The following is a 20,818-nucleotide window of genomic DNA, read 5'->3' on the forward strand; positions in this document are numbered from 1 at the left end:
TGCGATCGTCTTGCGGTCGTCATGATGAAAAGGAAAACGCCCGGCGATGCCGGGCGTTTTCGTTGGCGAGCGCTACAGCGGGTCTGCCGCGGTCGCCGCTCTGACAGCGCAACCGCGGGAGCTCAGCAGAGCTGGGTGGTGCAACCGACCTGCGCGGCCGAAGCCAGTTGCCGGCCGTCGGCCGACGTGTCGCGGCGGCCGGTGATGTAGACCGTGGGCAGCTGCGTGCGCTTGGCGGTGATGACCACCGGATCCAGCGTGATGACGGCGGCGCGTTGCTCGCGCTGTTCCTGCACGTGGAGCAGGCTGAATGCGATCGCCAGCGTGGCGCCGATGCCGAAGGCGAAGGCCTTGAAGCTCGCGGCGCCGGTCATGCCGATGCGCGGGCTGCGGGTGGAACGTGTCTTGAAAGTGATGGTGCTCATGTCGATCTCCTTGAGGGGGTTGCGTGTGTCAGTGAAGTCAGTGTCGTCATTGCGACCCTGCTTCGCGAGCCACAAGCGACGAATGCGCGCGGCGGTGGAGTGAACTGCGCGGAATCGCGACGAATGGATAAATGGAAATCCCCGATCGCCGGGATCGCCCATTCCATCGGTGTTCTGAGCGATCTGGCTTCCTGTGTCCGCGGACACATCGGACACTGCGGACACCCGGAGCGGGCGAAAAAAAGAAGCCCGCTGGTCAGGCGGGCTTCGAAATGCCGGGGGGAAGCGTGGCGTCTATCGGAGCGCAGGCAGCACGGTCATCCGCGCGGCTTGCTGGCCTCATCGGCCTGAGGTCCCGGCATGGTCTGCTCGGCCCAGTGCAGGGGCAGGGTGTTGGACGGACGCGCGGCCTCGTTCGTGTCCGCCAGCCACAAGGCGATGACGGCGGCACTGGCCACGGCGGCCAGGGCGGTGAGGAAGGTCTTTGCGGCGTCGTTCATGGTGGTCCCCTGCGGTGTCTTTCCTGTCCTGGAAGGTTCAACGAGGTTGGACTGTGCGCCGCCGTCCATGACAAGGCCATCCGGACGCGACGAATTGCCGCAATCGCGCGCCGAAATGCCGGCCAGCCGGCTGAACGGAAGTTAGGGGGGTGGTCTCAGACGCTCTCGGCGAGCGATGCCCCAGCCTGGGGCGGCCAGGCGGCCAGCCGGTCCGCCAGCGCCACGGCGGGCTGCGGCCGGCAGTAGAGATAGCCCTGCTGCTGCCAGCAGCCGAGCGCCAGCAGCGCGTCGCGCTGCGCCTCGGTTTCGACGCCCTCGGCGACGACGTCGATGCTGAGCGCCTCGGCCATGCCCATCATGGCGCGGACCAGCGCCCGGTCGTCGGCGCTGTTGGGCAGGTCGCGGACGAAGGCGCGGTCGATCTTCAGGCGCGCCGGGCGCAGCAGCTTCAGATAGGCGAGGGAGGAATACCCCGTCCCGAAATCGTCCACCGACAGGCTCAGGCCCAGTTCCGACAGGCGCGCCAGCGTCTGCAGGACGGTGTCGGTGTCGGTCAGCAGCGAGCTCTCGGTCAGCTCGATCGCCAGCTCGCCGGGAGCAACGGCGTGGCGGCGCATCGACTCGGCGATGCGCTCGGCCAGCCGGGGTTCCCGGAACTGCAGGGCCGACAGGTTGATCGAGATCGGCCCCGGGTGCCGCCCCGCCGTCTTCCAGCGCGCCAGCTGGGCGCAGGCCTGCTCGATCGTGCTCCAGCCGAGCGCGAGGATCTGTCCCGTCTCTTCCGCCAGCTCGATGAACTGGCCCGGCATGACCAGACCCCGCTGCGGATGCTGCCAGCGCATCAGCGCCTCCAGCCCCGACCACTCGCCGGTGCGGGCGTCCACGACGGCCTGGTAATGGAGCAGCAGCTCGTCGCGTTCGAGCGCCAGCTTCAGCTCGCGCTCGAGTTCCATCCGCTCCACCGCCGCCGCGTCCATGTCCTGCTGGAAGAAGCTGTAGCGCGAGCGGCCCATCTGCTTGGCGCGGTACATCGCCAGGTCGGCGTGCCGGACCAGCGTGTCGAAGTCCTCGCCGTCGCGCGGGAACAGCGCGATGCCGATGCTCGCCGACACGCTCGCCACGCCGCCTTCGAGCTGCAGCGGCGCGTTCAGCGCCTCGATCAGCCGCTGCGCCGCGTGCCCGACATGCTCGCTCGAATCGCGCATCAGCAGCAGGAACTCGTCGCCGCTGACGCGGCAGGCCAGGTCCGACTCCCGCACCGCCTGGCGCAGGCGCTCGCTGGCCTGCAGCAGCATGCGATCGCCGGCCGCGTGGCCGAGCGAATCGTTGATCGCCTTGAAGCGGTCCAGGTCGACGAACAGCAGCGCCAGATGCGTCTGCTCGCGGCGCGCCACGGCGGCCTCGTGCAGGAACACCTCGCGGAACAGCGTCCGGTTGGGCAGTCCGGTCAGGTGGTCGTACATCGCCAGGTGATGCAGCTGCGCGTTCTTGCTTTCCATGTCCGCCAGCAGGCCGGCGATCTGCTGGCCCATCTGGTCCAGATGGACGCCCAGCTGGCCCAGCTCGTCCTTGCGGTTCCAGCGCAGGCGCGGCACCGGCTGGCGTTCGGCGATCGCGCTGGCCAGCTGCTTCAGGCGGTCGATCGGCCGCACCAGACGCAGATAGAAGACCAGCAGCACGATGACGACACCCGCCGCCACCTGGAACGCGACGATCAGCGCCGTCTGCTGACGGCCCTCTTCCAGCATGCGCTCCTGCGCGGCGTCGTCGAACTGCACCCGCAGGCTGCCCAGCACCTGCGCGTCGCGCTGGATGGTCGCGGCCAGCGTGACCGTCGGCCAGCCGGGGCTGCACTTGGTGCGGACGACCTCGCGGGTGTCGGCGCGTTCCTCGCTGAGCTCGACCGCGCAGACGTTCACGTCCGACAGCAGCTGATCCAGCGCCCGCTGCACCGCCGGGCTGTCCACCGTCCACAGCGGCTCGGCCAGGCCGTTCGCGGCGAGCGTCAGCACGGCCGCGCGCTGGCCTTCCAGCACCGGCTCCAGGCTGCGCCGGATGAAGGCATCGCTGAAGGCCACCAGCGCCAGCGCCGGCACGGCGATTCCGATCACCACCGCAAGCAGGATCACACTGCGCAGCGACAGCGACGGCGCTTTGAGCTTCATCAAGGATGGGTGGGGCAGGAGGGGATGGCTGATTCTGCACGTCCGAAATGTGGGAGGCCCCCCGCAAAGACGGGGTCGTCGGGAAGGATTTGGGCATTCCTCCCGCTGCCACCCGGTGTCAGCAGGGACCGGCGTGGAACCAGCCCTGGCCCTATCATGGCGAGTTCGACTCCAGCTGTGTCCCGGCCCCCCATGTCCACGAAAGTCCCGCCCGCCGTCCCCGCCCCGTCCGAGCCGAGCGCCGAGCCGAAGGCGGGCGCAGAGCTGCAGTCGGGCGCCGGCCGATACCTGGGACAGGCGCTGCGACCGGTCGGCGAGACGCCGATGATCCGCGTCCGGGGCGCCCGCACCCACAACCTCAAGAACATCGACGTCGACCTGCCGCGCAACCAGCTGGTCGTCATCACCGGCCTGTCCGGCTCGGGCAAGTCCTCGCTGGCCTTCGACACGCTGTACGCCGAGGGGCAGCGCCGCTACGTCGAGAGCCTGTCGGCCTACGCGCGGCAGTTCCTGCAGCTGATGGACAAGCCCGATGTCGACGTCATCGAGGGCCTGTCGCCGGCCATCTCGATCGAGCAGAAGGCCACCAGCCACAACCCGCGCTCGACCGTGGGCACGGTCACCGAGATCCACGACTACCTGCGCCTGCTCTATGCGCGCGCCGGCACGCCGTTCTGCCCCGACCATCACCTGCCGCTGGAGGCGTCGAGCGTCGGCCAGATGGTCGACGCGGTGCTGGCGATGCCGGACGAGTCGCGCCTGATGGTGCTGGCGCCCGTCGTGCGCGATCGCAAGGGCGAATTCGTCGAGCTGTTCCAGGACCTGCAGGCGCAGGGCTACGTCCGCTTCCGCGTCGACGGCCAGACCGTCGAAGTGACCGAGCTGCCCGCGCTGAAGAAGGCCGAGAAGCACGACATCGACGTCGTCGTCGACCGCATCAAGCTGCGTCACGACAGCGCCGACACGCTGCGCCAGCGCCTGGCCGAGAGCTTCGAGGCCGCGCTCCGCCTGGCCGACGGCCGCGCGCTGGTGCTGAACATGGACAGCGGCACGGAGGCGATCTATTCCAGCAAGTTCGCGTGCCCGATCTGCAGCTACTCGCTGCCGGAACTCGAGCCGCGGCTGTTCTCGTTCAACTCCCCGGTGGGCGCCTGCCCGTCCTGCGAGGGCCTCGGCCAGGTCACCGTCTTCGATCCGGAGCGCGTCGTCGCCTTCCCCACCCTGAGCCTGGCCAGCGGCGCGGTGAAGGGCTGGGACCGGCGCAACGCCTACACCTTCTCGATGCTGGAGACGGTCGCCAAGCACTACGGCTTCGACATCGAACTGCCTTTCGAGGAGCTGCCCGAGCAGGCGCGCCAGGTCTTGCTGCAGGGTTCCGGCGAGGACGAGATCAGCTTCACCTACGAGGCCGAGGGCGCGAACGGGAAAAAGCGCAGCGTCAAGCGCGCCCACCCATTCGAAGGCATCCTGCCCAACCTCACGCGGCGTTATCGCGAGACCGACTCGGCCGCGGTGCGCGAGGAGCTCGCGCGCTACCAGAGCGCCAAGCCCTGCCCGCAGTGCGACGGCTCGCGGCTGCGCCGCGAAGCCCGCAACGTGCTGCTGCAACCGGCCGAAGCCGCCGAGGGCGAACGCGGCAAGCCGATCTACGAGGTCGAGCACGCGACGCTGCGCGAGGCGCTGCATTACTTCGAGGGGCTGAAGCTCAAGGGCGCCAAGGCCGAGATCGCCGACAAGGTGATCCGCGAGATCGCGTCGCGGCTGCACTTCCTCAACGACGTCGGCCTCAACTACCTGAGCCTGGACCGCAGCGCCGACACGCTGTCGGGCGGCGAGGCGCAGCGGATCCGGCTCGCGTCGCAGATCGGCTCGGGCCTGACGGGCGTGATGTACGTGCTGGACGAGCCCAGCATCGGCCTGCATCAGCGCGACAACGACCGCCTGATCGCCACGCTGCGGCGGCTGCGCGACCTGGGCAACTCGGTGCTCGTCGTCGAGCACGACGAGGATGCGATCCGCGCGGCGGACCATGTGCTGGACCTCGGCCCGGGCGCGGGCGTCCACGGCGGCCGGATCATGGCGCAGGGCACGCCCGAGGAAGTGGCGGCGAATCACGAGTCCTCCACGGGTCGCTACCTGAGCGGTCTCGACCGCATCGAGGTCCCGAAGAAGCGCCACGCGCTGGCGGACAGCCCCGACCCGCGCACGCTGAAGATCGTCAACGCGCGCGGCAACAACCTCAAGGGCGTGACCGCGGAGTTCCCGGTCGGGCTGCTGACCTGCGTGACGGGGGTGTCCGGTTCGGGCAAGAGCACGCTGGTCAACGACACGCTGTACGCGGCGGTCTCGCGCAAGCTCTACCAGAGCCACGCCGAGCCGGCCGAGCACGACGAGATCGAGGGCATGGACGCCTTCGACAAGGTCATCAACGTCGACCAGTCGCCGATCGGCCGCACGCCGCGTTCGAACCCGGCGACCTACACCGGCCTCTTCACGCCGATCCGCGAGCTGTTCGCCGAGATGCCCACCGCGCGCGAGCGCGGCTACGGCGCGGGCCGCTTCAGCTTCAACGTGGCCGGCGGCCGCTGCGAGGCCTGCCAGGGCGACGGCGTGTTGAAGGTGGAGATGCACTTCCTGCCTGACGTCTACGTCCCGTGCGACACCTGCTTCGGCAAGCGCTACAACCGCGAGACGCTGGAGGTCCTCTACAAGGGCCGGAACATCTCCGAGGTGCTGGGCCTGACGGTGGAGGACGCGCTGCCCTTCTTCAGCGCGGTGCCGACGCTGGCGCGCAAGCTGCAGACGCTGATGGATGTCGGTCTGGGTTACGTGAAGCTGGGGCAGAGTGCGACGACGCTGTCGGGTGGCGAGGCGCAGCGGGTCAAGCTGGCGCTGGAGCTGTCCAAGCGCGACACCGGCCGCACGCTCTACATCCTGGACGAGCCGACGACCGGCCTGCACTTCGCGGACATCGCGTTGCTGCTGAAGGTCGTGCACCAACTGCGCGACGCGGGCAACACCATCGTGATCATTGAGCACAACCTCGACGTCATCAAGACGGCCGACTGGCTGATCGACATGGGTCCCGAAGGAGGATCGGGCGGCGGCCGCCTGCTCGTCGCAGGAACGCCCGAGGACGTTGCTGCCTGCGAGGCCAGCCACACGGGTCGTTATCTGAAGCCACTCCTCGCCCGCGGCTGATCAACCCTCCGCACCTCGCTCCTCGCCCCACTCGATCGTTCGGATCGAGACGACCTCAGCCCCTTTTCGGAACTTAAGGAGGGAATTCACTTGCCGGTAGGCAAGTGAAGGAGGGAGATGGAGAAAAGGGGCTGAGGTCGGCTTGATCGCGCGCCAACGGGTGCAGTCAAGCAACCGTCTTGCGCCTCACCGCGAACGCCAACGCACCCAATCCCAACGCGAAGAGCAGCCACGTCTGCGGCTCCGGCACACCGGGCACCACCGGCAGCGTGCCGCCGTTGCCACCGCTGTTCTGCGGGATCTGCGGCAGCGTGATGATGCCGGGGCTGCCACCCGCAGGGGGCGCTGCGCCGCCGCTCAGTCCACCGCTGCTGCTGCCGGGCGTGGTGGGTGCGAGCAGGCTGGTATCGGACGTCGCCGTCGGCGGCAGCGCTGCCGTCCGCGAGAAGCTGCCCGGATCGCCCGCGCCTTCGGCGGCACCGGCCGCCGGCGGTTCGAACATGAGCGGATCTTCCTCGTTCTTCGCCGTCTGCGCGCCGCCCGCGGCGGGCTTGAGCTTGCCGCGCGAGATGCGGCTCACATTGCGGCAGACCGTCGGCACGAGGATGCACTGCCCGTCCTCGCAATACACGAGGCCGCGTTCCAGCGTCTGCTCGGTCCACTTGCCGCGCGTGACGGTCTTGCAGACCGATCCGGCGCCGAAGTGCATGTCGCGGATCTCGGCGCCGTAGTCGTAGCGGCCGACGATGCTGTCGCGATGGATGTCGACGATCTCGTCGTACTGACGCGCCGCCATGCGGCTCTTCAGCTTGGCGCGCGTGGCCGCCGGGATGTCCTTGTACCGGTCCACGGCCGCGACGAGATCCCCCATGAACGGGTTCACGCCGGGTCGATCCCAGGAACAGTTCGGCAGCGTCACCGTGGACGCGGCCAACGCGAATGCGGCCACCAACGACATGACTGATCTCTTTATTCGGCGGCCGCCTCCGTGAGAACACCTCGTCGGGGTCAGGCCTTGCCGGCAGTCTTTCCTGTATCCATCCGTGCGCTTGAATCACGGGATGTGACAGGAATTGGTCGGGAGTGTAGGGAGCGAAACCCGGTCGTCACGGGCCGTCCCCCTCAGCCGGGGGTGTGGTCGCGCGTGGTTTTTGTCACACCGGTCCCGCAGTTCGCACACCCTGGGTAAAAGCACCGGCTGCATGGACAACGCTGCCGTCGCGGAGATTCGCTGTTATCGTGCCGTGTCCCCTGCCAGCCACCGCCATGTCGTCCCCCACCGCCGCCCGTCACGTCCTCTACGTCGAGGACGACCGCATCAACATCGTGCTGATGGAAGAGGTGTTCCGTCTGATGCCCGGCTGGACCCTGGACATCGCCGAGACCGGCGCGCAGGCGATGGACGCGCTGTCGCGCATCACGCCCTCGCTGGTGCTGATGGACATGAACCTGCCCGACATGAACGGCCTGGAGTTGATGGCCCTGGTCCGGGCCCAACCGCAACTCGCTCAGCTGCGCTGCATCGCGCTCTCCGCCGACGTGATGGACGACCAACGCCAGCGCGCGCGTGCCGCGGGCTTCCAGGACTACTGGCTCAAGCCGATCGACGTGCGCCAGTTGCGCGCGGCCCTTGAACGGCTCTGAGCCGCGTTGAGCGTGGCCGGCCGGCGGACGTAAAAAAGCCCGCGCGAGGCGGGCCTTGTCCGGAATGCGGCGGGGTCTCTCGACCCCTCCGCTCAATCCTTCAGGTGGCTGTTGATCAGTCGGGTCATCTCGAACATGTCGGCCTTGGCCTTGCCGAAGATTTCCTTCAGCTTGGCATCGGCGTTGATGACGCGCTTCTGCGCAGCGTCCTGCAGGTTGTGCTTCTTGATGTATTCCCAGACCTTCTTCACCACGTCGGTTCGCGGCAGCGGCTTGTCGCCGACGATCGCGGCCAGCGCGGGGCTGGGGGTCAGGGCCTTCATGAAGGCGGCGTTGGGGGTGCGCTTCTTCGCGGGAGCAGCAGCCTTCTTCGCAGGGGCTGCCGCCTTCGTCGCGGGCGCGGCCTTCTTCGCCGGAGCCGCCTTCTTCGCGGGAGCGGCGGCCTTCTTCGCCGGAGCCGCCTTCTTGGCCGGTGCCGCCTTCTTGGCGGGCGCAGCCTTCTTCGCAGTTGCCATTTCGATTCTCTCCATCAAGGGTTGTTGATGTGCCGGGCCCTGGTGAAGGTCTGACGCCTTCGGTACTCGATGGCACCCTGCGCGGGCAATGGTACTGCGCACCTCTGTCATTGAGAAGGCTTTACCGGGGGGGAAACGGCCTCGAAGTCAACGTCGTGGCCCGTGTTTGTCGCAGCCGCGCATCAATCTCCGCGTGTCCTACGCGCGCCGCACGTCTTCACCTACGGGGTTCCCCGTGGTCATCGCGCCGCGCGCGCATCGTCGTCCGCATCAAGGTCGGCGCGCTCAGTAGACGTCGCGACGGTAGCGGCCATCGCGGATGAGGGCGTCGACATCGGCCTCGCCGAGCGTCTCGCGCAACACCGCGTCGACCGCGCCGGCCATGCCTTGCAGGCTGCCGCAGACGTAGAGGGCCGCGCCGTCCGCGACCCATTCGCGCAGCTGCTGCGCATGCCGCGCAAGCAGATGCTGCACATGCACGCGCTCGGCCTGGTCGCGCGAGAAGGCCCAGTCCGCCTGCGCGATCAGGCCGTCGCGCTGCCAGGCCTCGATCTCATCGCGGTAGTGCGCGTCGTGCGCCGACTGGCGTTCACCGAAGAGCAGCCAGACCGGTGCGTGCGCCTTGTCGTGATCGACGGGGCGGCGGGCGACGTTCGTCGTGTCCATGCGGGTCACCGCCCGGGCCTTCAGGTGCGCGCGCAGTCCCGCCAGTCCGGTGCCGTTGCCGACGAGGATCAACTTGCGATCGGCGTTCGCACCGATGCGGAAGCTCGCGTGCGAGCGCAGGCGCATCGCCACGGTGCCCTCGAGCGGCAGCCCGCCGGTCAGCCACCCCGACGCGAGTCCCGGCGTGCCGTCCTCGCGCGCGGTGCGGCGGACCATCAGCTCGACGCACCCGTCCGAGGGCAGCGAGGAGATCGTGTACTCGCGCGGCCGCTGCGCGTCGTGGTCGGCGTCGTGATCGGCGCCGTCGGCGCCATCGGCCGCGACGCTCACCTGCACGAGATCGCCCGCCTCCCAGCTCGGCAGCGGTGAACCATCCGCCGGCGTCAGTGCCAGATGGAACACCTGGCCGCCCTGGCTGCCGGGATTCAGATGTCGCCGCGCGCGCAGACGCCACGGCGTGAAGACCGGCATCTCCCATTCGGCGAGATCGGCGGTGCCGGCGAAGTGACTGAGCCGTTGGCGCCATGAGGCGAGCGCGTGCTCGTCGGCACGATCGGCCTCGATGCGATCGAACATCGGACGCGCGCCGCGCTCGTGCAACCAGGCATCGAGCGCGCGGCCGAAGCCGCAGAAGTGCGTGTAGGTCGAGTCGCCCAATGCCAGCACGCCGACTTCCAGTGAGGACAGATCCAGGCCGCTCCCCTCCGCCGCCATCAGGTCGCGCGCGAATGGCGCCGCGCTGTCCGGCGCGTCGCCTTCGCCGTAGGTGCTGGCGATGAACAGCGCATGCCGCGCGCCGCGCAAGGCCTCCTGATCGATCTCGCCGAGCGCGGCCACGCGCACCGGCATGCCAGCCAGGTGCAGCGCCTTGGCGGTCTGCCAGGCGATCTCCTCGGCCTGACCGGTCTGGCTCGCATGCAGCACCAGCACCGGCGGTCCCGCGTCGGCGGCGGGCAGCAGCGCGGCGGCGGCGTCGGCGGCCTGGCGCAGCCGGCGGCGATGACGCCACCAGACCGCGGCGCACATCAGCAGATAGAGCGCGATCAGCAGCAGCGCCACCGCGGGTCGGGACAGGATCGGAGCCATCAGAGCATCAGCGCGCGCATCGCGGTGGAGAAACGCTCCTCGAAGCCGCCGCCTTCGGCCGATGCGCGACGCCGCACCAGCAGCGCGGCCAGCCCGAGTCGCTCCGCCAAGGCGAGGCCTTCATCCGGCCCGAGCACCATCAGCGCCGTCGACCAGCCGTCGGCCCACATCGCGCTGTCGTGCAGGACCGTGACCGATGCCAGGCCGTGCTCGATCGGCCGGCGGGTGCGCGGATCGATGGTGTGGGAACGCCGCGGTCCGCCGACCTCCTCGAAGAATTTCCGGTAGTCGCCGGACGTCGCGACCGACAGTCCGTGCAGCGCGATGCGCACCGGTGCCAGGCCGCAATCGGCGGACGGCGGCTCGAGGTCGACCCACCAGGGCTGGCCCTCGGGCTTGAGCCCGGCTCCGCGGAGTTCACCGCCGATCTCGACGAGGTGGTCCGGCAGGTCGAGTGCCTTCAGGACCGAGGACACGCGGTCGACCGCGAAGCCCTTGGCGATCGCCGACAGGTCCAGCGTCGCCTCGCCCGGTTGGATGAGCACGCGCCGCGCGCCATCCCAGGGCAGCGATTGCCAGCCGCAATGGACGCGTTCGCAGGCCTCGGGCGTCGGCGCGCGGAAGTCGGGCGCATCGTGGCGCGGCGCGCGCGCGGTCTCGCCCGCGGGACCGAAGCCCCACAGCGCGACGAGCGCGCCGGCGGTCGGGTCATAGGCGCCGTCGCTCTCGGCCGCGATGCGCAGCGCCGCGTCGACGACGGTGGCGAAACCGTCGGGCAAGGGGAACGCCGTGCCCGCCGCGGCGCCATTGAAACGGCAGAGGTCCGAGCTCGCGTCCCAACTGCTCATCTGCGCGATGACATCGTCGCAGGCGTGGACGACCGCCGACTCGATCGCGGCGAGGCGAAGGCCGGACGGACCGATGAATCGCACGGACCAGGTCGTCCCCATCGTCTCGCCGGCGAGCACATGCACGGCCTGGCCGAGCGCCGGCGGCTCGCCGTCGATGCGCAGCGGGACGAGAACGCGCGGCTCGGTCGCGATGCCCGCGCCGCGCGTCGCCATCGTCCCGCTGGTCACGCTCACTTCGGCAACACCTCGAAGGTGGCGCTCACGCTGGCGCGCTGCACCGGCGCTTCGCGCGTGCCGGTCGGCGCGTTCGGGCCGCGCGCGGGACCGGTGCTCGCGCCGATGAAGTAGCGGCCCGGCTCCGTCCATTCGACGGTGAACTCGCCCTTCGCGTCGGACTTGAGTTCGACCTCGCCGAACTTGTAGCGATAGCGGTTGCCTTCGCGGATCAGCTTGAGCTGCACGTCGGCGGCCGGCTTGCCGTCCAGCACCAGACGGAACTTCGTCTTGTCGCCGTGGCTCAGGTCGGTGACCGGGCCCAGCGGCAGCAGCTCCAGGCCGTCGCCCTCGGGCTTGAAGTCGACCTTGCCGGCCTCTTCCTTGCTGACGAAGGTCTGCTGGCGATTGCTCATCACCGTGAGCGCGGTGACTTCGGCATCGGCCGGCACGTCCTTGGCGAAGCTCTCCCGGGTGCCGCGGAAGCGCTTGGTCTCGCCGCCCTGCTTGTACGCGCCCATCAGCGACTGGCTGACGTTGCTGATGCGCCAGGTGCCGTCCTGCGTCAGCTTCACGTCGAAGCTCTCGCGATGGCGGGCGGCGCTGCGGTTCTCGGCCTCGACGGTCTTGCCGTCGGGCGCGGTGACGCGCACGGTCTCCAGCTTGAGCGCGCGCTCGAAGTTGAAGAGGTCTTCCGAGACGGCCGCGTCGAACGATGCCACCGGCTCCTTGCCGTCGAAGGCCGCCTTGTTGGGCAGCAGCCAGGTCATGTGCGCATGCGCGGTCAGCGGGAGCAGCGCGGCGATGGCCAGCGCGACGGGAGCGACGCGTGTCGCCATGCGGGTACCGATCAGCGAAGCGATCGAAGTCTTCATCATGGTGAGTTCCTTCGTGTCTTGTCGTGGAGCCTGTCGCTGCGCGATCAAGGCTTGACCGTCAGTTCCAGCGCGCCGAGCTCGTGCTCGCCCTGCGCCTTGGCCGTCGCGGCGGCCTTGACCGGCCAGGTCAGCGGCAGGCGCTGCACTTCACGGCCACCGGCTTCGCGGCTCGATTCGACGACGACTTCGTACTTGCCCGGAGGCAGCGCGGCGAGCGCGGCACTCGTGTCCAGCGAGATCGCGTGCTCGCCCGGCGCGCGCGTGGCGGCGGTGACGCCGTCGGCAGGCACCGTGAGATTGCGGCCGCCCTGGCGCCACCACTGGCGCATGTCCTTGAGCCACTTGGTGCCGGCGTTGTTCTGCTTCTTGGTGTCGTACCAGACCGCCAGCTGCGCGACGGCCGGGCCGGATTCGCCGGCTTTCTCGACCCACACGGCGATGTAGGGGCGGTGGTATTCGGCGACGTTCAGGCGCGGCACTTCCAGCTTGAGCTGGACGGTGGCGGCCCAGGCGGACGAGCCGACGGCCAGGGTGCCCAGCGTGCCGAGGGCACCGATCTGGAGGAGGGTACGACTTGCGGAGCGATTCATGGTCGAGTCTCGGTTGAAGGTGGGGAGGATCCTGGCGGCGGCTCGGAGCGGAGAAGAAGAGGAAGCGGCGAGAAAACTGGGAGACGGCCGCCGCGCCGTCGGACCGGCGCGTGTCGGTCGTCGGACGGTCAATGGATCAGCAGCAGCGCCAGCAGCGCGGGAATCACGAGGCCCAGGCCCACGAGCGGCCAGGTGCTGGGTCGGCTGACCGCGTGGAACTTGAGGATCAGCAGCCCGGTGATCGAGAACAGCAGGCAGGCGACGGCAAAGATGTCGATGAACCAGCTCCAGGCCACGCCGGTGTGGCGGCCCTTGTGGAGGTCGTTGAGGTAGGAGATCCAGCCGCGGTCGGTGTCCTCGAACTCGACCTCGCCGCTGTCGCGCGCGATGCGGACCCAGGCATCGCCGCCGGGGCGCGGCATCGCGAGGTAGATCTCATCGCGGTTCCACTCGGCCTCGCGGCCGTCGATCGCGCGGCCCAGTTCCTTGGCCAGCCACGTGCGCACCGAAGCGGGCACCGGCGCCTTGCTGTCGGCCTCGTCGGCGGACTTCGGTTTCAGTGGCGCGGCCAGCTCGACCGGCAATTGCGCGGTCTTGCTGACGATGGCCGGCTTGGACTCGATGTCGGCGGCGTGGTTCAGCGTGATGCCGGTGACGGCGAACAGGATCATGCCGATCAGGCAGATCGCGGAGCTGATCCAGTGCCACTGGTGCAGCTGCTTCAGCCAGCCGGACCGCTTCGCGGGGCTGCCGGGATTCGCACTCTTGGGTCCGTTCATGTCTCGGCCCAGAGGCGCAGCAGGTTGTGATAGTGGCCGGTGAGCGCGGTGGTCTCGGCGTCGTCGCCGAGTCGGCCGCGCAGCTTCTGGATGGTCTGGTCGAGTTCGAACAGCATCGCCCGCTGCCAGTCCTGGCGGATCAGGCTCTGCGTCCAGAAGAACGAGCAGATGCGCGCGCCGCGCGTCACCGGCGTCACGCGATGCAGGCTGGTGCTCGCGTAGACGATGAGGTCGCCCGCGGGCAGCTTCACCTCGTGCGTGCCGTAGGTGTCGACGACTTCGAGCTCGCCGCCGTCGTACTCGTCGGGCTCGCTCAGGAAGAGGGTCGAGGACACGTCGCTGCGCAGCGGCTGGTCGGTGCCCTGCTGGCGCATGATTGCGCCGTCGACGTGGAAGCCGTAGTGCTCGCCGCCCTCGTAGCGGTTGAAGAGCGGCGACAGCGTGCGCAGCGGCAGCGCCGCCGAGATGAACAGCGGATGCCGCGCCAGCACCTCCCGGATGTGCGCGCCGATCTCGCGCGCGGCCGGATGCTCGACCGGCAGCTGCCGGTTCTGCTTGACCTTCGCGCCCTGCTCGCCGACCGTGGCGCGGCCGTCGGTCCAGTCCGCGGCGTCCAGGAGCTTGCGCATCTCGCGCACGTCCTGCTTGCTGAGCACTTCGGGGATGTGAAGAAGCATGTCCGGATCGAATCAATTCAGGAGGCCGGGACGGACGGCGGCCCGCCCCTGCCAGGACAGGGACGGGCCGGTCGTACGCTACCTCAAACGGTCAGGCCGTGATCAGAAGCCGATGTTGGCCGAGAGCGTCGCCGCGCGCGGAGCGCCCAGCACCAGACGACCGCCACCGTTGTTCAACGAGCTCATGTACTTCTTGTCCAGCACGTTGGTCACGTTCAGCTGCAGCGAGACGTTCTTGTTGACGCGGTACGCGCCCATCACGTCCATCACGGTGTAGGCCGGCAGTGCCGGCAGACCGGTCGACGGGGCCGCGGCAACGGTGATCACGCGCTTCTGCTCCGAGACGTGGCGTGCGCCGACAGCGCCCGTCCAGTCGTTCCACTGGTACGAGGTCCACAGCGTGGCCGACCACTTCGGCGTCCAACGCACGCCGTCCGTCACCGTCTGGTTCGGGTTGGTGGCGGTGGAAGCGGCACGCTGGTTGATCTGCTTCGTGTCCATGGTCTGGACGCCGGCTGTCACCTGCCAGAAGTTGGAGAGCTGGCCGACGGCGGCCAGCTCGATCCCCTGCACGCGGGTCTTGCCGCCTTGCGTGGCGACGTTGGTCAGCGCGTCCACGCTCACCTGGCCATCGTTCTCGCTGCGATACAGCGCGGCGGTCAGGTTCAGGCGCTTGTTGAGCAGGTCCCACTTGGTGCCCAGCTCGTAGTTCGTCGTCTCTTGCGCGTCGGCGGCGGTGCCCGCCTGGCCGGAGCTGCTCAGCGTGAAGTTGGCGCTGCCCGGAGGCGTCAGCGAGTTGGCGGCGGCGGCGTAGACCGTGCCGTTGTCGGCCAGCTTGTAGACGGCGCCGAGGTTCCAGCTGGTGATCCACTTGCCGGCGTTGAGGCGCGTGGTGCTGATCGTGTTGATGTTGGAACCGGTCGCCGCGCCCGGGGCCAGGACCACCGAGCCGGTGGTGGTCTTGATCTTGTAGTGCTCGGTGCGCACGCCCAGCGTGAGCTTGAGCGCGTCTGTCACGCTCAGCGTGTCCAGTGCGTAGATCGCTTGCGTGATGGTGCTGCCTTCGCTGTCCGCGCCCGTGCGGTAGGGCATGCCGAGCACGTCGTTCGCGTTGGGGTTGTACAGGTTGGCGGCAGGATTGGCGATCGCGGTGTAGCCGACGCCGTTGATGCTCTGGGTCGTAGTGCCGAAGCCCAGGCTGTCCTGGCTTTCGTACATCAGCTCGACGCCCGTGGCCAGGTCATGCTTGACGCTGCCGGTGTTGAACGCGGCGTTGATGCTGGTCTGGTTGGCCAGGATCTCGTTGGTCTGGTCCACGCGCTGGCGCGAGCGGGCGATCTGCCACGTGGACGGATCCGCGGTCACCACCGACGCGGCTTGGCCAGTGCCGGGCACGTTCGTGATGCCGATGATGCCGGTGATCACGCGGTCCATGTGCGTACGACCGTAGCGCGAGGTGTTGCGCACGGTCAGGCCGTTGCCGATGTCCATCTCCAGCTTGGCCGTGACCATGTCGGCCTTGACCTTCTCGCGATCGTTGCGGCTGCCGTAGTAGTTGTCCGTGTCCACCTTTGGCGCAGTCTTCAGCGCGTTCAAGCCGGCGATGGCGGCGGGCGTCGCACCGGCCGCGGGGTTCGCGACGGTGAAGCCTTCCCAGCCTATCGCCGGGATGCCGCCATCCGGCACGTTGTTCTGGCGCACGTGCTGCGAGTACAGGAAGAAGCGCGTCGGCGTGTTCAGGCCGAAGGCGATCCCCGGCGCGATCGCGTGCGTCTTGCGCTCCACGGTGTCGCGGCCCGGCACGCCGTTGTCCTGCCACACGGCATTCAGGCGCACGGCGGTGTTGTCCATCACCTTCTGGTTGACGTCGATCGAGGCCCGCTTGCGGCTCGCGTCGCCGACCGTGATCACGCCGTCGATCGAGTTCTCGATCTGCGGCAGCTTGCTGATCAGGTTGATGTAGCCGGCGGAAGCACCGCGGCCCGTGTCGGCGCCCGATGGGCCCTTGACGACTTCGATCTGCTCGATGTTGAACACGTCGCGCGTGACCGCGCCGAGGTCGCGGATGCCGTCGACGAAGGTCGAGGTGCTGGCCGAGAAGCCGCGCATCTGGAAGGTATCGCCGGCGGAGGTGTTGCCGTTCTCACCCAGCTGCATCGTGATGCCCGGGGTGTTCTGCAGGGCCTCGATCAGGGAGACGGCGCCTTGTTCGCGCAGCACTTCCTTCTTGATCACCGAGATCGTCTTGGGCGTTTCCAGCAGCGGCTGGGTCAGCTTCGAGGATGCGCTCTTGTCGGCCTTGTAGTCGGACTGCGCGGTGCCATCGACCTTCACCTGCGGCAGGTAGGGCGCGGCAGCGGCGGAGGCGGTCGAGGCGTCGGCAGGAGCCGGGCTGTCAGCAGCTTGGGCCAGCGGGAGGGTCAGGGAGGCTGCCAGCGCGGCCAGCGGGGCCACCGCATGCTTGCGGCTCTTGATGTAGCGGGACATGGAATCGAGCTCCGAGGGAAAAGTTCTTGTAGGAATCGGCTCGGCTGGCTGCGCGTGCTGGCGGCATCGTCCCGGCGCTTCACGGCGCACGGTGGCGGGCCTCCTCCCTGATCGCGTCTGGCTGGCGGTGGCGAGTGATTGAGACCGGCTGGGCTCAAAAGCCGCAAATGCTAAGCATTCTCATTTGACTATGTCAAAGAATTGCTGTTCCGCGGTCTTTCCGCGTGGCGAACGCGCGACGCCCATGTTTCTGTTCTGTAAAGCAAAAACCCGCGGGACGCTGGCGCGTCGCGCGGGTTTCAAGGGGCGATGAACGCCGGACCCGGCATTCAGCCGGATCCGGTCAGCCCGGCGTCAGTCGGCCGCCTTCTGAGGCTCGTCCGAATGGCGTACTGGCAGCTTGGGCGCGGTGCGCAGGCTCCAGACCATGGTGATGGCCAGGATCGCCACCACCACGCCCAGCGACAGCAGCACGGGGATCTTGATCACGTCGATCAGCATCATCTTCGCGCCGATGAACACCAGCACCACCGCCAGGCCGTAGCTGAGCAGGTGGAACTTGGACGCCATCGCCGCCAGCAGGAAGTACATCGCGCGCAGGCCCAGGATCGCGAAGATGTTGGAGCTCAGCACGATGAACGGGTCGTTGGTGATCGCGAAGATCGCCGGGATCGAGTCCACCGCGAAGATCACGTCGGTCATGCCCACGAGCGCGATCACCAGCATCATCGGCGTGGCGATGCGCTTGCCGTTCTCCAGCGTGAAGAAGCGTTCGCCGTCGAAGTTCTTGCTGACCGGCAGCACGCGGCGCAGCAGCTTCAGCGCGGGGTTGTCCTCGAGGTCGGGCTCCTGGCCGGCCGCCCACCACATCTTGATGCCGGTGATCAGCAGGAAGGCGCCGAAGAGGTAGAGGATCCAGTGGAACTGCGCGATCAGCCAGCCGCCCACCAGGATCATCACCGTGCGCAGCACGATGGCGCCGATGATGCCCATCATGAGCACCCGCTTCTGGTAGGCCGAGGGCACCGAGAAGTAGGTGAAGATCATCAGGAAGACAAAGATGTTGTCGACCGCCAGCGACTTCTCGATGAGGTAGCCGGTGATGAACTCCAGCGCCTTCGTGTTGGCGAGTTCCGTGCTGCCGGTGCCGTCGCGTACGGCCCACCAGAGCAGGCCCATGAAGGCGACGCTCAGCGCCACCCACACCAGCGACCAGTTGATCGCCTCCTTGACGCCCACGTCGTGCGCGCCCTGCTTGCGCAGGACGACGAAGTCCAGGATCAGGGACACCACGACGATGCCGACGAATACCACCCACAACCACATGGGGACGATCGTGCTCATGAGAGCTCCTTGCAAGAAGCGGACGGCGGACAAGCGCCGTCCCGGTTTCAACGACAACGTGCCGCCAGGGTGGCACGCTGAGGCCGAAGGGTCTTGCAAGGCTGATGCGGCTCGGGGTCTGACGACCTCTCGAGTCCGGCATCAGGTGCAGGGCCCGGCTGCCTTCACGGCAACGTCTTGACGGGCGTCTGCCGCGGCCTGCGCCGCGCGGCTACTCCCCCTTCGGAAGGTTCGGATTATCCTTCACTTATAAAACTTCAACTTCGTATTTTCCTGATGATCGATACCGGTATGCTGAGCACATGAAAACGCTGACCCGCTGGTTGCTGCTGGCCGCCGCACTGCTGCTGGTGGCGCACCTTTATCCTGGCGTCCAGGTGAAGGGCTTCGTCACCGCGCTGATCGCGGCCTTCGTGCTGGGGCTGTTCAACACCGTCCTGCGGCCGGTGCTGGTGCTGCTCACGCTCCCCGTCACGCTGCTGACGCTGGGACTGTTCCTCTTCGTCATCAACGCGCTGCTGTTCTGGGCGACGGCCAGCGTGCTGGACGGCTTCACCGTCGCAGGGTTCGGCGCGGCCTTGATCGGCTCGCTGATCTACTCGCTGTGCGGAATGGCCATCGACGTGCTGATCGAACGCCTGTTCCCGGACAGCGAGTAACGCTCGATCAGGGCTCAGCGCCTGGCGGAACGCCGCGCGGATACATCTCCATGAGCATCTGGCGACGTTCGTAGCGCAGGTCCCGCAGGCGCGAGTCGATCACCGAGGCTTCGAACTGGTCGGCCGATCTCGCCCGACCCTGCCGTTCCGCAGAGGCGAGGCGGTCGATCGCGCCAGTGATGTCCCCGAGCGCCGCCCGCGTCTCCCCCTGCGCCCGCAGCGAGCGCAGCGGCTGGCCGAGTTGCTGCCACAAGGTCCCGCTTTCCTGCCAGGCCAGAGCGTCCTGCCCATGCAGCGCCAAGTGCGTCTGCAACGCCTCGGCAGCTTCGCGCTTCACCTCCGGCCGCGGATCCGCCTGCGCCAGGTCGGCGCGGATCATCAGCATCGGGCGGGAACGTTCGTTCTTCAGCGGCTCCAGCGCTGCGAAGCCGGCTTCAGGCTTCCCACGGGCAACTTCCAGTTCGGCATGCGCGTAGACCAGCAGGCGCTTGGCGCCAGGATCGGCGCCAAGGAGACCAGCCAATGCATCGGCGGTCTTCAGGGTGGCTTCGGCGCGAGAGAAGTCGCGCAGCTTGATCGACGCGAGCGCGCTCGTGTAACGGGCGGCCAACTGGTCGATGTTCTTCTCTCCGGCCCTGGATCCGGCGTCCAGGCCCTGCAGCACACGCCAAGGATCGGTCCGCTGATCCATCAACACCTTCGCACGTGCGGCCATCAAGGCGTGCTCCGGAGTTCCGACCAGCTTGACTTGAGTGCTAGTGCCCAGTCGGGCCTTCGCTTCGCCAATGCGTTCGCTGGTCAACGGGTGGCTGCGCAGGTAGGGGTACTGCCCCGAATCCATCAGGTGATAAGCCTGCTCCATGCGCTCGAACATGCTCGCCATGCCGGCCGGCTGGTAGCCGGCCTGCGTCATGACCTGGAAGCCGACGCGGTCAGCCTCGCGCTCCATGTCGCGCGAGAAGTTCAATTGCGCCTGTGCAGCGGCCGCCTGGCTGCCGACGATCACCGCCTGAGCGCCGTCCATGCTGCGAGCCTTCGCCGCGGCCAGGATGCCGAGAAGCAGACCCACCGTGGCGAGCGCGCTGGTGCGGGAGTCTCCGACGATGCTGCGCGCGATGTGGCGCTGAGTGACGTGCGACAACTCATGGCCCATCACCGACGCCATCTCGTCGCGCGCGCCGGTCATCGCGATCAGGCCCAGGTGGATCCCCACGTAGCCGCCCGGCAGCGCGAACGCGTTCACCGAACGGTCGCGGACCAGGAAGAGCTCCCAGGCGAAGCGATCGCTGGTGTCGTCGCTGATGTTGCCGAGTCGACGCGCGGCATCCACCAGCGGTTGCCAGGTGTTCTGCGCGTACTCGAGCAGAAGCGGATCGTCGAGGTAGTCCGGGTCCGGACGGATCTGCCGCATGACCTGATCGCCGAGCTTCTTCTCTGCGCTGATGCTGACGTCGGCCGACACCGAGTCGCCCAAGGCCGGCAGGTTCACCTGCGCGATGGCGCCCTGGCCGAGCAGCGACGCGCTGAGCAGCGCCGCCAGGCAGCGCCGGGTGAAGGGAATGGGGTTCGTTCGCTTCAAGGGATCTCCAGGGCGGGAACTATGATGACGCCTCTTCGGTTTCGCGATTGTTGCCGCGCTCATGAGCTCGCCTCTGACCCATTTTGACGCCAACGGACAAGCCCACATGGTGGACGTCTCCGGCAAGGATGTCACGCACCGTGTGGCAAGGGCTGCGGGCCGCATCCGGATGAAGGCCGAAACACTGGCGCTGATCCGCGATGGAAATGCCAAGAAGGGCGATGTGATCGGTGTCGCTCGCATCGCCGCGATCCAGGCCGCGAAGCGAACATCGGATCTGATTCCGCTCTGTCATCCGCTGCCGATCACGCGCGTGGCGATCGAGTTCCAGATCGACGAGGCGGCGACTGCCGTCGTGTGCACGGCGCAGGTGGAGACGCACGGGCGCACCGGCGTCGAGATGGAGGCGCTCACCGCGGTGCAGGTGGGCCTGCTCACCGTCTACGACATGTGCAAGGCTGCGGATCGCGGCATGGTGATGGAGCAGATCCGGGTGCTGGAAAAACACGGCGGGAAGTCGGGAGACTGGCACGCCGAGGTGTGAGGGGCCGCGCTTCGC

The 20,818-nt window shown here is 68.1% G+C and carries 18 protein-coding genes; 4 read left to right on the forward strand and 14 right to left on the reverse strand.

All coding sequences use genetic code 11. From position 1 onward, the window contains the following. Nucleotides 1-122: 122 nt before the first annotated feature. The 3 genes from ACQ4L4_RS20385 to ACQ4L4_RS20395 form a co-directional block, all read right to left on the reverse strand. Nucleotides 123-425 (reverse strand): hypothetical protein, encoded by a 303-nt coding sequence (locus tag ACQ4L4_RS20385; protein ID WP_431100702.1) that lies wholly within the window; start codon nucleotides 423-425, stop codon nucleotides 123-125. A 317-nt stretch (nucleotides 426-742) separates the two neighbouring features. Continuing rightward, the gene (locus tag ACQ4L4_RS20390) at nucleotides 743-925 is read right to left on the reverse strand and encodes a hypothetical protein (protein WP_377159177.1); all 183 of its coding nucleotides are present in this window, start codon (nucleotides 923-925) and stop codon (nucleotides 743-745) included. Between the two features lie 155 nt (nucleotides 926-1,080). After that, on the reverse strand, nucleotides 1,081-3,090 hold the full coding sequence (locus ACQ4L4_RS20395; protein WP_431100703.1) for a putative bifunctional diguanylate cyclase/phosphodiesterase: 2,010 nt from the start codon (nucleotides 3,088-3,090) through the stop codon (nucleotides 1,081-1,083). A gap of 192 nt (nucleotides 3,091-3,282) precedes the next feature. Between ACQ4L4_RS20395 and uvrA the strand changes: the two genes are divergently transcribed. Then, the gene (uvrA, locus tag ACQ4L4_RS20400; protein WP_431100704.1) at nucleotides 3,283-6,291 is read left to right on the forward strand and encodes an excinuclease ABC subunit UvrA; all 3,009 of its coding nucleotides are present in this window, start codon (nucleotides 3,283-3,285) and stop codon (nucleotides 6,289-6,291) included. Nucleotides 6,292-6,457: 166 nt separating this feature from the next. On the opposite strand, the gene ACQ4L4_RS20405 is transcribed toward uvrA, so the two are convergent. After that, entirely contained in the window at nucleotides 6,458-7,249 is a 792-nt protein-coding gene (locus ACQ4L4_RS20405; protein WP_431100705.1) for an MHFG family PEP-CTERM protein, read from the reverse strand. A 308-nt stretch (nucleotides 7,250-7,557) separates the two neighbouring features. On the opposite strand from ACQ4L4_RS20405, the gene ACQ4L4_RS20410 reads away from it, so the two are divergent. Then, nucleotides 7,558-7,935, forward strand: coding sequence for a response regulator (locus ACQ4L4_RS20410; RefSeq protein ID WP_431100706.1), 378 nt, complete (start codon nucleotides 7,558-7,560; stop codon nucleotides 7,933-7,935). A gap of 92 nt (nucleotides 7,936-8,027) precedes the next feature. On the opposite strand, the gene ACQ4L4_RS20415 is transcribed toward ACQ4L4_RS20410, so the two are convergent. The 9 genes from ACQ4L4_RS20415 to ACQ4L4_RS20455 form a co-directional block, all read right to left on the reverse strand. Then, the gene (locus ACQ4L4_RS20415; protein ID WP_377159173.1) at nucleotides 8,028-8,450 is read right to left on the reverse strand and encodes an SWIB/MDM2 domain-containing protein; all 423 of its coding nucleotides are present in this window, start codon (nucleotides 8,448-8,450) and stop codon (nucleotides 8,028-8,030) included. Nucleotides 8,451-8,735: 285 nt separating this feature from the next. Further along, a complete protein-coding gene (locus ACQ4L4_RS20420; protein ID WP_431100707.1) occupies nucleotides 8,736-10,202 on the reverse strand; it encodes a sulfite reductase subunit alpha in 1,467 nt (488 codons plus the stop codon). Beyond that, nucleotides 10,202-11,287, reverse strand: a complete 1,086-nt coding sequence (locus ACQ4L4_RS20425; RefSeq protein WP_431100708.1) for an FAD:protein FMN transferase — start codon at nucleotides 11,285-11,287, stop codon at nucleotides 10,202-10,204. The genes ACQ4L4_RS20420 and ACQ4L4_RS20425 overlap by 1 nt, the downstream gene beginning before the upstream one ends. After that, nucleotides 11,284-12,144: a DUF4198 domain-containing protein gene (locus tag ACQ4L4_RS20430; RefSeq protein WP_431100709.1), complete on the reverse strand. Its 861-nt coding sequence runs from the start codon at nucleotides 12,142-12,144 to the stop codon at nucleotides 11,284-11,286. The genes ACQ4L4_RS20425 and ACQ4L4_RS20430 overlap by 4 nt, the downstream gene beginning before the upstream one ends. 44 nt (nucleotides 12,145-12,188) lie before the next feature. Continuing rightward, nucleotides 12,189-12,734, reverse strand: coding sequence for a DUF2271 domain-containing protein (locus ACQ4L4_RS20435; protein WP_431100710.1), 546 nt, complete (start codon nucleotides 12,732-12,734; stop codon nucleotides 12,189-12,191). A gap of 128 nt (nucleotides 12,735-12,862) precedes the next feature. Beyond that, complete coding sequence (locus ACQ4L4_RS20440; protein ID WP_377159167.1) at nucleotides 12,863-13,513, reverse strand: PepSY-associated TM helix domain-containing protein; 651 nt, start codon at nucleotides 13,511-13,513, stop codon at nucleotides 12,863-12,865. Then, a complete protein-coding gene (locus ACQ4L4_RS20445; RefSeq protein ID WP_431100711.1) occupies nucleotides 13,510-14,190 on the reverse strand; it encodes a Fe2+-dependent dioxygenase in 681 nt (226 codons plus the stop codon). The genes ACQ4L4_RS20440 and ACQ4L4_RS20445 overlap by 4 nt, the downstream gene beginning before the upstream one ends. A gap of 102 nt (nucleotides 14,191-14,292) precedes the next feature. Next, entirely contained in the window at nucleotides 14,293-16,677 is a 2,385-nt protein-coding gene (locus ACQ4L4_RS20450) for a catecholate siderophore receptor Fiu (RefSeq protein ID WP_431100712.1), read from the reverse strand. Between the two features lie 354 nt (nucleotides 16,678-17,031). Next, on the reverse strand, nucleotides 17,032-18,021 hold the full coding sequence (locus ACQ4L4_RS20455; protein ID WP_431100713.1) for a TerC family protein: 990 nt from the start codon (nucleotides 18,019-18,021) through the stop codon (nucleotides 17,032-17,034). A 302-nt stretch (nucleotides 18,022-18,323) separates the two neighbouring features. On the opposite strand from ACQ4L4_RS20455, the gene ACQ4L4_RS20460 reads away from it, so the two are divergent. Continuing rightward, nucleotides 18,324-18,680: a phage holin family protein gene (locus tag ACQ4L4_RS20460; protein WP_377159163.1), complete on the forward strand. Its 357-nt coding sequence runs from the start codon at nucleotides 18,324-18,326 to the stop codon at nucleotides 18,678-18,680. A gap of 7 nt (nucleotides 18,681-18,687) precedes the next feature. Here ACQ4L4_RS20460 and ACQ4L4_RS20465 read toward each other — a convergent pair whose 3' ends face one another. Then, nucleotides 18,688-20,322, reverse strand: coding sequence for a M48 family metalloprotease (locus ACQ4L4_RS20465; RefSeq protein ID WP_431100714.1), 1,635 nt, complete (start codon nucleotides 20,320-20,322; stop codon nucleotides 18,688-18,690). On the opposite strand from ACQ4L4_RS20465, the gene moaC reads away from it, so the two are divergent. Next, nucleotides 20,321-20,803 (forward strand): cyclic pyranopterin monophosphate synthase MoaC, encoded by a 483-nt coding sequence (gene moaC / locus ACQ4L4_RS20470; RefSeq protein WP_431100715.1) that lies wholly within the window; start codon nucleotides 20,321-20,323, stop codon nucleotides 20,801-20,803. The genes ACQ4L4_RS20465 and moaC overlap by 2 nt on opposite strands. Nucleotides 20,804-20,818: the final 15 nt, after the last annotated feature.

The organism is Roseateles noduli, assembly GCF_050626985.1.
GTDB lineage: Bacteria > Pseudomonadota > Gammaproteobacteria > Burkholderiales > Burkholderiaceae_C > Roseateles > Roseateles noduli_A.

Bases quoted from the DNA above. Each gene is read 5' to 3' on its own strand.
- ACQ4L4_RS20385 (WP_431100702.1), bottom strand. From the start codon at position 425: ATGAGCACCATCACTTTCAAGACACGTTCCACCCGCAGCCCGCGCATC.
- ACQ4L4_RS20390 (WP_377159177.1), bottom strand. From the start codon at position 925: ATGAACGACGCCGCAAAGACCTTCCTCACCGCCCTGGCCGCCGTGGCC.
- ACQ4L4_RS20395 (WP_431100703.1), bottom strand. From the start codon at position 3,090: ATGAAGCTCAAAGCGCCGTCGCTGTCGCTGCGCAGTGTGATCCTGCTT.
- uvrA (WP_431100704.1), top strand. From the start codon at position 3,283: ATGTCCACGAAAGTCCCGCCCGCCGTCCCCGCCCCGTCCGAGCCGAGC.
- ACQ4L4_RS20405 (WP_431100705.1), bottom strand. From the start codon at position 7,249: ATGTCGTTGGTGGCCGCATTCGCGTTGGCCGCGTCCACGGTGACGCTG.
- ACQ4L4_RS20410 (WP_431100706.1), top strand. From the start codon at position 7,558: ATGTCGTCCCCCACCGCCGCCCGTCACGTCCTCTACGTCGAGGACGAC.
- ACQ4L4_RS20415 (WP_377159173.1), bottom strand. From the start codon at position 8,450: ATGGCAACTGCGAAGAAGGCTGCGCCCGCCAAGAAGGCGGCACCGGCC.
- ACQ4L4_RS20420 (WP_431100707.1), bottom strand. From the start codon at position 10,202: ATGGCTCCGATCCTGTCCCGACCCGCGGTGGCGCTGCTGCTGATCGCG.
- ACQ4L4_RS20430 (WP_431100709.1), bottom strand. From the start codon at position 12,144: ATGATGAAGACTTCGATCGCTTCGCTGATCGGTACCCGCATGGCGACA.
- ACQ4L4_RS20435 (WP_431100710.1), bottom strand. From the start codon at position 12,734: ATGAATCGCTCCGCAAGTCGTACCCTCCTCCAGATCGGTGCCCTCGGC.
- ACQ4L4_RS20440 (WP_377159167.1), bottom strand. From the start codon at position 13,513: ATGAACGGACCCAAGAGTGCGAATCCCGGCAGCCCCGCGAAGCGGTCC.
- ACQ4L4_RS20445 (WP_431100711.1), bottom strand. From the start codon at position 14,190: ATGCTTCTTCACATCCCCGAAGTGCTCAGCAAGCAGGACGTGCGCGAG.
- ACQ4L4_RS20450 (WP_431100712.1), bottom strand. From the start codon at position 16,677: ATGTCCCGCTACATCAAGAGCCGCAAGCATGCGGTGGCCCCGCTGGCC.
- ACQ4L4_RS20455 (WP_431100713.1), bottom strand. From the start codon at position 18,021: ATGAGCACGATCGTCCCCATGTGGTTGTGGGTGGTATTCGTCGGCATC.
- ACQ4L4_RS20460 (WP_377159163.1), top strand. From the start codon at position 18,324: ATGAAAACGCTGACCCGCTGGTTGCTGCTGGCCGCCGCACTGCTGCTG.
- moaC (WP_431100715.1), top strand. From the start codon at position 20,321: ATGAGCTCGCCTCTGACCCATTTTGACGCCAACGGACAAGCCCACATG.
- ACQ4L4_RS20465 (WP_431100714.1), bottom strand. From the start codon at position 20,322: ATGAGCGCGGCAACAATCGCGAAACCGAAGAGGCGTCATCATAGTTCC.